This is a genomic window from Pseudomonas sp. 3-2 (assembly GCF_019710535.1).
GTDB classification, from domain to species: domain Bacteria; phylum Pseudomonadota; class Gammaproteobacteria; order Pseudomonadales; family Pseudomonadaceae; genus Aquipseudomonas; species Aquipseudomonas pharyngis.
In genome coordinates this window covers 4,005,019-4,016,981 of the sequence record NZ_CP081200.1, presented here as the reverse complement: position 1 = coordinate 4,016,981, position 11,963 = coordinate 4,005,019, and the positions used below count along the sequence as shown (strand labels likewise).

Below are 11,963 nucleotides of genomic sequence, written 5' to 3'. Positions count from 1 at the left end.
TTCAAACGCAATGGCAGCATTTTGCCAAGATTTTGCGCCTGCGCTTTAAATTAACTTTCATGTTTTAGCGGATACAAACGCTACGACCGGGCTTTTGTGCCAATGCATAAAACCCGCTGTTATCGAGCCGTTGTTGCAAATTGCATGGTCCTAAGAAGTTCAGAGTTTTTAACTGATTGAATTAAAACGATTTATTTAATGTTGGCGACTGGCACGGTCACTGCAATTCATCTGACGACGAGTTGTAACACCATTTTTCATGCCTGGAGCACTACAACAATGAATAGATCCTCTGATGGGTTTTATCCTGCCTACGAAGGAGAGTCGAGCAACGTCTCGGGCGTGTCCTGGGGCGCGATCTTCGCCGGGGCGGCCGCGGCTGCGGCGCTGTCGCTGATTCTCGTGCTGCTGGGTTTCGGTCTGGGCTTCTCCGCCGTTTCACCGTGGGCCGGGGAGGGCGTCAGCGCCAAAGGCCTGGGCATTTCCACCATCATCTGGCTGGCCGCCACGCAAATCATCGCCTCGGGGCTCGGTGGCTACATCGCCGGTCGCCTGCGGGTGAAGTGGGCCAACATGCACGGTGACGAGGTGTATTTCCGCGACACCGCCCATGGCTTCCTCGCCTGGTGCGTGGCCACGCTGGTCACCGCGACGCTGGTGGTCGGTTCGGTCAGCAGCATCGTCAGCGGCGGCGTGCAGGCCGGTGCGAGTGTTGTTGGCGGTGCGGCCGGTGCCATGACGCAAGCGGCCGGAACCGCAGCGGGCAATACCGACAGTGACCAGTATGGTTACTTCGTCGACAGCCTGTTCCGCGATGATCGTCCCGCCGCTGTCAGCGATGACGCCGCCCGTGGCACCGTGACCCGGATCTTCGCCCAGAGCCTGGCCAACGGTCAGCTCAGCGCCGAAGATCGTACCTACCTCGCTCAACTGGTCGCTCAGCGTACCAACCTGACCCAGGCTGACGCCGAACGTCGGGTCGATGAAATCTACGCCCGCACCCAGAAAGCAATCGCCGACGCCAAGGTGAAAGCGCAACAAGCCGCCGACACCGCCGCCAAAGTCGCTGCCTGGACCTCATTGTGGATGTTCATCGCGCTGCTGGCCGGTGCGTTCTTCGCCAGCCTTTCGGCCACCTTCGGCGGTCGCCGCCGGGATGCGGTCGAGTACGTCGAAGTCGAAACCTACACCACGACCACGCTGCCGCCAGTCCGTTAATCAAGGAGAACCACCATGCGCTCACTACTGCTGTTTTTCCTCGGCGTACCGATCCCGATCATCATCCTGATCGCCCTGTTCGTGCACTGATTCCTTGAGGCATATGCCTTGGCCGCTTCCACCTTCGGGTTGAAGCGGCTTTTTGCTTTCTGCGCAGTGTCGAGGTCGCAGGACCCTATAGTCATTTCCATGGCCTGGATCAATATTCGTCGGCGCAATATCCCCTACCGTGAAATTTCCAGGCCCTTGCCGCTGGATCGACTACATTGCTTGCGCGCGCTTTGCTGCGCTGACGGAGTAACCCTGCCGGCCCGATAGAGAGCTAACCCCCACGAGCCGGCGAGGTGTAGTGCAGCAAGGAGCTGTTTCAACCTCACCTGAACTTTTCACGGATGATCATTGCAATGCACTGCCTAGAAAGAACCTTCGATATCCAGCCTTTGACGCAGGCGGATATGACTGTCCACGTCAACGGCCAGCCGGTCAGCGCTGCCATCGGCGAAACCGTGCTCAGCGTCATTCAGTCCCTCGGCGTGCGCCAGGTCGCGCGCAACGATCACAACCAGATCAGCGGTGCCTATTGCGGCATGGGCGTGTGCCAGTGCTGCCTGGTGAAAATCAACGGTCGGCACAAGCGCCGCGCCTGCCAGACTGTGGTGCGCGACGGCATGCTGATCGAGACCCAGGTCAACCGCATTCACGGGCAGGAGGTGGTATGAGCCTCAATCCGGTAATCGTCGGCGGTGGTCCGGCGGGCATGGCGGCGGCCATCGAACTGGCCCGGCACGGGGTGCGCTGCACCTTGCTTGAAGAAGCTTCGCGCCTGGGTGGCGTGGTCTATCGCGGGCCGCTGCGTGATGGTGTGCAGCTGGATTACCTGGGGCCGCGCTATGCCGAGGCGCTGGGCAAACTGCACGGCGATTTCCAGGAGCAGTCCGGGCTGATCGACGTGCGCCTCAACCATCGCGTGGTCGGCGCCGAAGGCACGCGCTCGCTGGTGGTGCTGGACGGCGACGAGCGTCTGCACGAAATCGAATACCCGCAATTGCTGCTGGCCGCCGGTTGCCATGAGCGCAGCGTGCCGTTTCCCGGCTGGACCTTGCCCGGTGTGATCATGCTCGGCGGCCTGCAATTGCAGATCAAAAGTGGCGTGGTCAAACCGCAGGGGCCGGTGGTGATCGCCGGCACCGGGCCATTGTTGCCGCTGGTGGCGACCCAGTTGCATGCGTCGGGCGTGAGCGTGGCAGGGGTCTACGAGGCCTGCGCGTTCGGCAAGATCGCCAAGGAAAGTCTGGCGCTGCTCAACAAGCCGCAGCTGTTCCTCGATGGCTTGAGCATGCTCGCCTATCTGAAACTGCACGGCATCCCGATGCACTACGGCTGGGGCGTGGTCGAGGCGCACGGCGAAGGCGAATTGAAAAGCGTCAGCGTGGCGCCGTATTCGGCGACGTGGGAGCCGGACATGAGCCGCGTTGAGCGCTTCGAAGCGAAGACGCTGGCGGTCGGTTACGGCTTTATTCCGCGTACGCAACTGAGTCAGCAAATGGGCCTGGATCACGGCTTCAGCGACGACGGTTACCTGCGCGCCAATGCCAACATCTGGCAGCAAAGCAGCGAGCCCCACGTGCACCTGGCCGGTGACATGGGCGGGATTCGCGGCGGCGAAGCGGCGATGCTCGCCGGCAAGATCGCCGCCACTTCGATCCTGCTGCAACGCGGCGTGCTGGAAGAAGAGCTGGCGCGCGTCCGTCGCGACCGCTACTTGGGCAAACTCAAAGCCATCGTGCGTTTCCGCGCAGCGGTGGATCGCTACACCGAACGCGGCGTCGGGCAGACCGCCTTGCCGGCGGCCGACACGGTGATCTGCCGTTGCGAACACGCGACCCGCGCTGACATCGACCGCGCGCTGGAGCAGGGCGTGCAAGACATCGCCAGCCTGAAAATGCGCACCCGCGTAAGCATGGGCGACTGCCAGGGTCGGATGTGCGTCGGCTATTGCAGCGACCGTTTGCGGCAGGCCACCGGGCGGCAGGATGTCGGCTGGCTGCGGCCGCGTTTCCCGATCGATCCGATTCCTTTTTCCGCGTTCCAGTCCCTCGGCACGGAGGCCGTTTCCCATGAGTAAGTTCTATGACGTTGTCATTGCCGGCGGCGGTGTGATCGGCGCGTCCATCGCCTATCAATTGTCAAAGCGCAAAGGCCTCAAGGTCGCGCTGATCGATGCCAAGCGCCCGGGCAATGCAACCCGCGCTTCGGCCGGTGGCTTGTGGGCCATCGGCGAGTCGGTGGGGCTGGGCTGCGGGGTGATTTTCTTCCGCATGATGTCGGCCAATCGCAAGCGCGAAACCCAGGGCGCGGCGGTGGCGGTGGACGCCAGCACGCCGCACATCCTGCCGCCGTCGTTCTTCGATTTCGCCTTGCAGTCCAACGCGCTGTACCCGGCGTTGCACCGTGAGCTGCGCGACAACCACGGGATGGATTTCAAGTTCGAAAAGACCGGGCTCAAGTTCGTGATCTATGACGATGAAGACCGGTTGTACGCCGAGCACATCGTCGGCTGCATTCCGCATCTGGCCGATCAGGTGCGCTGGCTGGATCAGGCGGGATTGCGCGAGTCCGAGCCGAGCGTCAGCCATGAAGCGCGCGGGGCGCTGGAGTTTCTCTGCGACCATCAGGTCAGCCCGTTCCGCCTGGCCGACGCCTACACCGAAGGCGCCCGGCAGAATGGCGTGGACATGTTCGTCAACACCAACATCACCGGCGTGTTGCATCACGGCACGCGGGTGACCGGGGTGCAGACGGCTGAAGCCGGGGTGTTCCACTGCAAAACCCTGATCAACGCCGCCGGCGCCTGGGCAGCGGACTTGAGTGAGTGGGCCACGGGCATCCGGATTCCAGTGAAACCGGTGAAAGGCCAGATCCTGCTGACCGAACGTCTGCCGAAAATCCTCAACGGCTGCCTGACCACCAGCGATTGCTACATGGCGCAGAAGGACAACGGCGAAATCCTGATCGGCAGCACCACCGAGGACAAAGGCTTCGACGTCACCACCACCTGGCCGGAAATCGCCGGACTGGTGCAGGGCGCCGTGCGTTGTTTGCCGGAACTGGCGGATATCAACCTCAAGCGCACCTGGGCCGGGCTGCGGCCGGGCTCGCCGGACGAGTTGCCGATTCTCGGGCCGATGGCCGGGGTAGAGGGGTATCTCAACGCCTGCGGGCATTTCCGCACCGGCGTGCTGACGTCGGCGATCACCGGGGTGTTGCTGGACAAACTGGTCAACGATGAACCGCTGCCGCTGGACATCACGCCGTTTCTGGCGGATCGGTTTGAAGTGGCGCCGGCCAAAGAAGAGAGGGAGCTGGAGATAGCCTGAACTTGTGGGAGCCAGCCTGCTGGCGATGAGGCCGGTTCAGCCACCCTTGATGGTGGCCGAGCTGTCGCAATCGCCAGCAGGCTGGCTCCCACATTTGGAACTCTGCAACCTTCAGGACTGGCCCGATTGTTCTTCCAGTTGATCCGACTCGAACAACCGGGCCAGTTCCGCCCGCGCTTCCTGGGCGGTCTGCAGGACTTTGGCCGCGTCGTCGTACACCGCGTGTTGAGCTTCCAGCACCTGTTCATCATGGTGCTTGAAGCGCTTGATCCGCGCATCGGCCTGGGCCTGGGTCAAACCGAGGCCAACCAGCGTACGGCGGCTCATTTCGAGGCTTGAGTAATAGGTCTCCCGAATCGGATCAGCCCCCACATCCACCAACCGATGCACATGCTGCCGGTTACGCGCGCGGGCGATGATCTTCATGTGCGGGTAGAGCTTGCGCACGATCTCGGCGGTCTTGATGTTGGTTTCCGGATCGTCCGTGGCAATCACGAAATACTCCGCTTCCCCGGCCTTGGCCGCACTAAGGATTTCCGGACGCATCGGGTCACCGTAGAACACCGGCACGCCACCAAAACTGCGCGACAGTTCGATAGTCTCCACCGAGGTGTCCAGCGCCACGAACTTGATGTTCTGCGCCCGCAGGATCCGCGCCACGATCTGGCCCATCCGACCCATACCGGCGATCACCACTCGTGGGGTTTCGGTCTCGATCTGGCGGAATTTCTCCGGCACTTCCACCGGCTGCACCTTCGGGCTGACCAGTCGTGCGCAGACCAACAGCAACAGCGGCGTGACCGCCATCGACAGGGTGATGGTCAGCACCAGCAGATCGTACAGACGCGGTTCGAACAGCCCCTGATCGCGACCGATCTTGAACACCACAAACGCAAATTCACCGCCCGCCGCCAGCACGATGCCGAGGCGAATCGCGCTGACCTTGTTCAACCCGCCGGCCAGACGCCCGACCACAAACAACAGCGGCAACTTCAGGGCGATCAGCAGCAGCGTCAGCCCCAGCACCGTGATCGGCGCGCTGAGCAGCAGACTGAGGTTGGCGCCCATGCCGACACTGATGAAAAACAGTCCCAGCAGCAGGCCCTTGAACGGCTCGATCTGCGCTTCCAGCTCATGGCGATATTCCGAATCCGCCAGCAACAGGCCCGCAAGAAACGCGCCCAACGCCATCGAAACACCGACCATGTCCATCAGCCACGCGGTGCCGATCACCACCAGCAACGCGGTGGCGGTGGAGACTTCCGGCAGACCGGTTTTCGCTACGATGCGGAACACTGGACGCAACAGGTAACGTCCGCCGATCACCACCACCGCGATGCCGCCGAGCACCTGCAAACTGTGGCGCACGTCGTCGGCGGTGCTGGTGTGGTGATCGACCCCCGCGAGCATCGGCACCAGGGCGATCAGCGGGATCGCGGCGATGTCCTGGAACAGCAGAATCGCAAACGCCAGACGACCGTGGGGGCTGGTCAGTTCCTTTCGCTCGGCGAGGCTTTGCAAGCCGAACGCGGTGGACGACAGCGCCAGACCCAGGCCCAAGACAATCGCGCTGTTCAACGGCTGACCGAACACCGACAACGCCAGCACCCCGATCACCGAACCGGTCAGCAGCACCTGCGCCAGACCCACGCCGAACACCGATTTGCGCATCACCCACAAACGTCGCGGCGACAGCTCCAGACCGATGATGAACAACAGCAGCACCACGCCCAGTTCCGAGATATGGCTGACGCTTTGCGGATTGCCGATCAGGCCCAGCACCGACGGGCCGATGATCACCCCGGCAAACAGATAACCGAGCACCGCGCCCAGTTGCAGGCGCTTGGCCAGGGGAACGGTGAGCACGGCGGCGAAGAGAAAGACGACGGCGGCTTGTAACAGATTGCCTTCATGGGGCATGAGCGGAACTCCAGTAACGCGGTACGGCGGGGGGGGCGACAAGGATAAAGGTTGCAACGATTCAAGATCCACCGCAGATCCTGATGTGGGAGCGGGCTTGCTCGCGAAGGCGGTGTGTCATTCCGCAGATCAGTTGCCTGACGACTTCTTCGCGAGCAAGCCCACTCCCACAAGGGAGACTGAGATGATCCCAGGCTATGTGAACACTCCAGGGCAGCACATGCTTGAGCAGATGTGCTTCTGTAATAATTTGCATCAATTGGTTACATTTATAGCCTCAGCGAATCAATTCCTTTCGAGTCTTCCATGGCCATCAACTTCGACCTCAACGACCTGCAAGCCTTTCGCGCCGTGGTCGAGCAGGGCAGTTTCCGCAAGGCCGCCGACACCGTGCGCCTGTCGCAACCGGCCCTGAGCCGGCGCATCGAAAAGCTCGAAGACGCCCTCGGCGTGAAGCTGTTCGAGCGCACCACGCGCAAGGTCAGCCTGACCCAGGCCGGACGCGGTTTCATGCCGAGCGTCGAACGTTTGCTCGACGATCTGGACGTCGCGTTGCTGGGCATCAGCGAAGTCGCCTCGAATCGGCAGGGCCACGTAACCGTTGCCTGCGTGCCGTCGGCGGCGTACTACTTCATGCCGAGCGTGGTCGCCCGTTATCACCGGCAGTTTCCGCGCATCAAAGTCAAAGTCCTCGATTCCAGCGCCCACGACGTGCTGAGCGCGGTGGTCAACGGCGAGGCGGATTTCGGTCTGAGTTTCATGGGCACCCAGGAGGCGGGCGTGGATTTCGAACCGCTGGTGCAGGAGAGCTACGTCGTTGCCTGTCGCCGCGATCATCCGCTGGCCGGGCGCAGCAGCGTGACCTGGGACGAGTTCTACCGGCAGGATTACATCTCGCTCGACAAAACCTCGGGCAACCGTTTTCTGCTGGATCAGGCCTTGGCGAAAGTGGTGCCGCAGCGCCCGAGCATCTGCGAGACGCGGCATGTGACGACCATGATTGGTCTGGTGGAAGCGGGGTTGGGTGTGGCGGCGGTGCCGCTGATGGCGATGCCGGCGGCGGATCATCCGATCCTGACGCGGGTGCCGCTGACCGAGCCGCAAGTGATGCGCAGCGTCGGCATCATCAAACGCCGGGGTCGAACGCTGACCCCGGCGGCATTGGAACTGGAGCGGCTGGTGGTGGAAATGAAAGTCCAGCCGCCGACGGTCAGCGCTTGACCGAATCCAGACCGGTGGCCTGTACGTCAACCTGGGCGGCAGGTGCGGCCAGATAAGCGAGCAACGCCTTGGCTTCCTGTGGATGCTGCGCACCCACCGGAATCCCCGCTGCAAACCGCGTGACCGACTGCACCGATTCAGGAATCTTCGCCACAAAACTCACTCCCGGCACCGGCAGCAATTCGCTGACCTGCTGGAAGCCCAGTTGATAGTCGCCGGTGGCGACCACCGAGCCCACCGGGATTTTCGGGATCATCTTCGCCTTGAGTTTCAGCTGATCTTCGATGCCGAGTTTCTTGAACAATTGCTGCTCGATGTACACGCCGCTGGCGCTGTCGGAGTAGGCCACCGACTGGGCGTCGAGCAGGGTTTTCTTCAGGGCGTCGACGTTGCTGATGTCCGGTTTCGGCGCGCCTTCGCGCACCACCAGGCCGATTCGCGAATCCGCCAGTTCCACCCGCGACGCCGGATCGACCTTGCCTTGCTTGATCAAGTCATCGAGGGCATAGCCGACCATGATCACTACGTCAGCCTTTTCGCCACGGGCGAGGCGATTGGGGATTGCCTCCGGCGCCTTGCCCATCGACGGGCCGAGTTGGGTGTCCAGCGTGTTGCCGGTGGCGGCGGCGAATTTCGGCCCGAGGATCTTGTAGGCGGCGGTGAAACCGCCGGAGGTCATGACGCGCAGTTCTTCGGCCTGGGCCGCAACGTTGAACGCAAGACCGGCGAGCAGGGCTGTAACGGTAAACAGTTTTTTCATGGTGATGTTCTCAGGCAGTAACAGGTTGCAGACGACCGCCGGCCCGGCGATACAGATAAAGCGTGGCGCACAATGCACACAGTGCGCCGATGCTCATCCAGTAACCCGGTGCGGCTTTGTCGCCGGTGTACTCAATCAGGAAGGTCGACATTGCCGGGGTGAACCCGCCGAACACGGCAGTGGCGAGGCTATAGGCCAGGGAGAAACCGGCCACCCGCACTTCCACCGGCATGATTTCGGTCAGCGCCGGGATCATCGCGCCGTTGTACAGACCGTAGATAAACGACAGCCACAACAGCGACAGCAGCATGTGACTGAAGCTCGGCGCCTGCACCAGATACGACAACGCCGGATACGTGGTGGCCAGCGCCAGCAGCGCCATGGCGATCAGCACCGGACGGCGGCCGACGCGATCGGACAATGCACCGCCAATCGGCAGCCAGAAGAAGTTGGAAACACCCACCAGCAGCGTCACCAGCAACGCATCGGAAGTGCTCAGGTGCAGCACGGTTTTGCCGAAGGTCGGTGCGTACACGGTAATCAAGTAAAACGCGGTGGTGGTCAGGGCAACCATCAGCATCCCGCCCAGTACCACGCCCCAGTTCTGACCGAGGGTGCGGAACACTTCCTTCATGCTCGGGCGATGTTTGCGAGCGGCGAACTCTTCGGTTTCCGCGAGATTGCGCCGCAGAAAGAAGATGAACGGCACGATCATGCAGCCAACGAAAAACGGAATCCGCCAGCCCCAATCGGCGACGGCTTGCGGCGCCATCCACTGGTTCAAGCCATAACCCAGCGCTGCGGCGACGACGATCGCCACCTGCTGACTGGCCGACTGCCAGGCGGTGAAAAAGCCTTTGCGACCGGGTGTGGCGATCTCCGAGAGATACACCGAAACCCCGCCCAGTTCGGCACCGGCGGAGAAGCCCTGCAGCAGCCGTCCGATCAACACCAGCGCCGGGGCAAACAGGCCGATGGTTTCATATCCGGGCACCAGCACAATCAGTATCGTGCCGCTGGCCATGATCGACAGGGTGACGATCAAACCTTTGCGACGACCGACGTCATCGATGTACGCGCCGAGCACGATAGCCCCCAGCGGACGCATCAAAAAGCCTGCGCCGAACACTGCGAAAGTCATCATCAGGGACGCGAACTCGCTGCTCGCCGGAAAGAACACCGCCGCGATCTGCGTGGCGTAGAAGCCGAACAGAAAGAAGTCGAACTGTTCGAGGAAGTTACCCGAGGTCACCCGGAAAATGGCGCCGGCCCGCGAGCCGCCGTGTGGGATTGAGGCTGTCATAGAAAAGTACTCCACCGCTTTTATGACGTGCGCGACGGGGAGGCGGCGCACGGTTTTTATTGGGGCGGATAGTGGCGCGCAGGGATCGATTTGTTAATTGCATTGTTGGCATGGATTGATGTTAGAAGCGGATCAATCCTTTGCATGTCTTGTTCAGAAAACGGCATCCGCCTATGCCGCTGCCGTTGTTTGCGTTCGCGCATCGTGTACTTGTCCCGTAGCCAGCAACGGCGGCAATGGACAATCAAGCAAATCTGCCAGAGCGCGGAAAAGTTCTGCTTCAGCCACCGTGATGACACCGTCGTGCAATACGCAGCGAGTCATGGCATCGAGCAGGGCGGGACGCTCTTCCGGCATGAGATGACGCAGGCGTTTGATTGCGCTTTCCAGTCCGGTCAGATCTTCCAGCTCAGGGCGCACCTCTTGCGGCTGCTCGAACGGCAAACCGTTCCAGGCATGTTCAAGCGCCTGTGCTGCCGCTTGAGGGTTTTCCTGTCCGGCGCGGGTCAATGCATGCAATAGCACCATCAGTTCTTCGGCGCACTGGAACAGACCGAACTTGAATTGCACAGGCATTGGCCCCTCGACATTGCGTTCGATGATGCGCAGCAGCGTCCACTCCAGCAATTCAGTTTCGTTGTCCGCCTCGACCAGCAGATTCAGGTTGCACTTCATGGCTGCAACCGGTTTTTTACCCAGCTCTTTCAGGCAGGGAATCGCGAGATCGATCAGCGGCAATCGCAGTCCAGGGTTAAGTGTCGAGAGCGGTTCACGCAGTAGACTCAGGGTGTTGAATACGTTGTCGTCGATTTCCGACTGGAGTAAATCCAGTTGCACGGCCTGCAGGGAGGGCAGACGTGACAGCAGCAAGCCATACACGATTGCTTGGGCTCCCTCCGGGCTGTGGGCCGCGGTTTTGAGCGGCTGCGCGATGTCTTGCAGCATCTTGCGAGCTTGATCAAGGTGTGCGGATTGCGGCGTGCCAATGGTTTCGATTGAACCCTGGAGGGCGTTTACATCGTAGAGAACAGCCATTGCATCTGTCGGAACACCGCTGAACGCATCGGTCACCGGGGTTGCCGGCACAGGTTCTATGTGGGGCTGCACGGGCGCCGCGATTTTTGTGAAAGTGCCATCCCACTCTGCATCGACCCGGCGAATTCGCTCGCTCAGATCCGGATGGCTCGCCATCAAACCGTCGCCCATCGACGAAGTGCTCGAGCCGAAATACAGGTGGCTGAATTCGGCGGCGTGCGCGGAATTGATCGACGCTCCCAATGGATAACCGCCGATTTTTTTCAGCGCGCCGGCAATGCTTTGTGGGTTGCGGGTGTATTGCACGGCAGTGGCGTCGGCCAGAAACTCGCGTTGTCGACCGATCGCAGCCTTGATCAGATTGCCGAAGAAAGTGCCGGCCAATCCCACGACACACAACACGAAACCGAACAGCATCGGCAACGCGACAAACCGGCTGCGCTCGGCCGGTGTTTTGCGAACGTTATCCATGCCCCGCAGGATGTAGCTGCCCGTCAGGCCAAGAACCAGAATGCCGTGGACGATGGCCACCAGTCGCGTATTCAGGCGCATATCGCCGTTATAGATGTGGCTGAACTCATGGGCGATCACACCTTGCAGCTCTTCACGGGTCAGCAGGTTGATCGCGCCTTGCGTCACCCCGATCACGGCGTCCTGCGGTGTGAGTCCGGCGGCGAACGCATTGATGCCCAGATCCGGAAGCAAGTACACCGAAGGCACTACGGTGCCGGAGGCGAGGGCCATTTCTTCGACGACATTGAGTAAGCGACGCTCTTCCAGAGTCTGCGCACTGTGGTTGATCAGACGGCCGCCCAGGCGCCGCGCAATCACCTTGCCGCCTGCGGACAACTCTGAATGTTTGGCCAGGCTGGCCAGCAGCACGATGCTGATCACGACAGCTGAAACAATAGAGAACAGCCGCCAGTCCAGTTCCAGATCCAGCAGGACCTTGCCATTACCATCCTCGACCGGAATGGTCATCAGCACGCAAGAAACGAGGATCAGGCTCAGTACTGCAAAAAACATCAAAATCACGAGCAACACTGTACGGCGTTTAGCCTTGCGCTGTTGTTCAAAAAAATTCATTGGGCCATCCGTTGGCTGGGGTTGGAATAAACTGCTCAGGCCG

General features: G+C 61.3%; 9 protein-coding genes. 5 read left to right on the top strand and 4 right to left on the bottom strand.

Going from position 1 to position 11,963, the window contains the following annotated elements:
• The first annotated feature begins 279 nt into the window (after nt 1-279).
• The 4 genes from K3819_RS18040 to hcnC all read left to right on the top strand — a co-directional run bounded on the left by K3819_RS18040 (nt 280) and on the right by hcnC (nt 4,595).
• On the top strand, nt 280-1,218 hold the full coding sequence (locus K3819_RS18040; protein WP_085613221.1) for a hypothetical protein: 939 nt from the start codon (nt 280-282) through the stop codon (nt 1,216-1,218).
• A gap of 404 nt (nt 1,219-1,622) precedes the next feature.
• On the top strand, nt 1,623-1,937 hold the full coding sequence (gene hcnA, locus K3819_RS18035) for a cyanide-forming glycine dehydrogenase subunit HcnA (RefSeq protein WP_085613265.1): 315 nt from the start codon (nt 1,623-1,625) through the stop codon (nt 1,935-1,937).
• Nucleotides 1,934-3,343, top strand: coding sequence for a cyanide-forming glycine dehydrogenase subunit HcnB (hcnB, locus tag K3819_RS18030; RefSeq protein ID WP_085613219.1), 1,410 nt, complete (start codon nt 1,934-1,936; stop codon nt 3,341-3,343). Before hcnA ends, hcnB begins: the two co-directional genes overlap by 4 nt.
• Entirely contained in the window at nt 3,336-4,595 is a 1,260-nt protein-coding gene (gene hcnC, locus K3819_RS18025) for a cyanide-forming glycine dehydrogenase subunit HcnC (RefSeq protein WP_085613218.1), read from the top strand. Before hcnB ends, hcnC begins: the two co-directional genes overlap by 8 nt.
• 111 nt (nt 4,596-4,706) lie before the next feature.
• Here hcnC and K3819_RS18020 read toward each other — a convergent pair whose 3' ends face one another.
• Nucleotides 4,707-6,515: a monovalent cation:proton antiporter-2 (CPA2) family protein gene (locus tag K3819_RS18020; RefSeq protein WP_085613217.1), complete on the bottom strand. Its 1,809-nt coding sequence runs from the start codon at nt 6,513-6,515 to the stop codon at nt 4,707-4,709.
• Nucleotides 6,516-6,821: 306 nt separating this feature from the next.
• On the opposite strand from K3819_RS18020, the gene K3819_RS18015 reads away from it, so the two are divergent.
• Nucleotides 6,822-7,736 carry a LysR family transcriptional regulator gene (locus tag K3819_RS18015; RefSeq protein WP_064597602.1) on the top strand — a complete coding sequence of 305 codons (915 nt, stop codon included), beginning with the start codon at nt 6,822-6,824 and terminating at the stop codon, nt 7,734-7,736.
• Here K3819_RS18015 and K3819_RS18010 read toward each other — a convergent pair.
• The 3 genes from K3819_RS18010 to K3819_RS18000 all read right to left on the bottom strand — a co-directional run bounded on the left by K3819_RS18010 (nt 7,726) and on the right by K3819_RS18000 (nt 11,920).
• Nucleotides 7,726-8,496, bottom strand: coding sequence for a substrate-binding domain-containing protein (locus tag K3819_RS18010; protein ID WP_221397636.1), 771 nt, complete (start codon nt 8,494-8,496; stop codon nt 7,726-7,728). The two genes, K3819_RS18015 and K3819_RS18010, sit on opposite strands and share 11 nt — an antisense overlap.
• Before the next feature lie 10 nt (nt 8,497-8,506).
• Nucleotides 8,507-9,799: an MFS transporter gene (locus K3819_RS18005; protein ID WP_064597597.1), complete on the bottom strand. Its 1,293-nt coding sequence runs from the start codon at nt 9,797-9,799 to the stop codon at nt 8,507-8,509.
• Nucleotides 9,800-9,970: 171 nt separating this feature from the next.
• Nucleotides 9,971-11,920, bottom strand: coding sequence for a M48 family metallopeptidase (locus tag K3819_RS18000; RefSeq protein WP_221397635.1), 1,950 nt, complete (start codon nt 11,918-11,920; stop codon nt 9,971-9,973).
• Nucleotides 11,921-11,963: the final 43 nt, after the last annotated feature.

Bases quoted from the DNA above. Each gene is read 5' to 3' on its own strand.
- hcnC (WP_085613218.1), top strand. From the start codon at position 3,336: ATGAGTAAGTTCTATGACGTTGTCATTGCCGGCGGCGGTGTGATCGGC.
- K3819_RS18010 (WP_221397636.1), bottom strand. From the start codon at position 8,496: ATGAAAAAACTGTTTACCGTTACAGCCCTGCTCGCCGGTCTTGCGTTC.
- K3819_RS18020 (WP_085613217.1), bottom strand. From the start codon at position 6,515: ATGCCCCATGAAGGCAATCTGTTACAAGCCGCCGTCGTCTTTCTCTTC.
- hcnA (WP_085613265.1), top strand. From the start codon at position 1,623: ATGCACTGCCTAGAAAGAACCTTCGATATCCAGCCTTTGACGCAGGCG.
- K3819_RS18000 (WP_221397635.1), bottom strand. From the start codon at position 11,920: ATGAATTTTTTTGAACAACAGCGCAAGGCTAAACGCCGTACAGTGTTG.
- hcnB (WP_085613219.1), top strand. From the start codon at position 1,934: ATGAGCCTCAATCCGGTAATCGTCGGCGGTGGTCCGGCGGGCATGGCG.
- K3819_RS18040 (WP_085613221.1), top strand. From the start codon at position 280: ATGAATAGATCCTCTGATGGGTTTTATCCTGCCTACGAAGGAGAGTCG.
- K3819_RS18015 (WP_064597602.1), top strand. From the start codon at position 6,822: ATGGCCATCAACTTCGACCTCAACGACCTGCAAGCCTTTCGCGCCGTG.
- K3819_RS18005 (WP_064597597.1), bottom strand. From the start codon at position 9,799: ATGACAGCCTCAATCCCACACGGCGGCTCGCGGGCCGGCGCCATTTTC.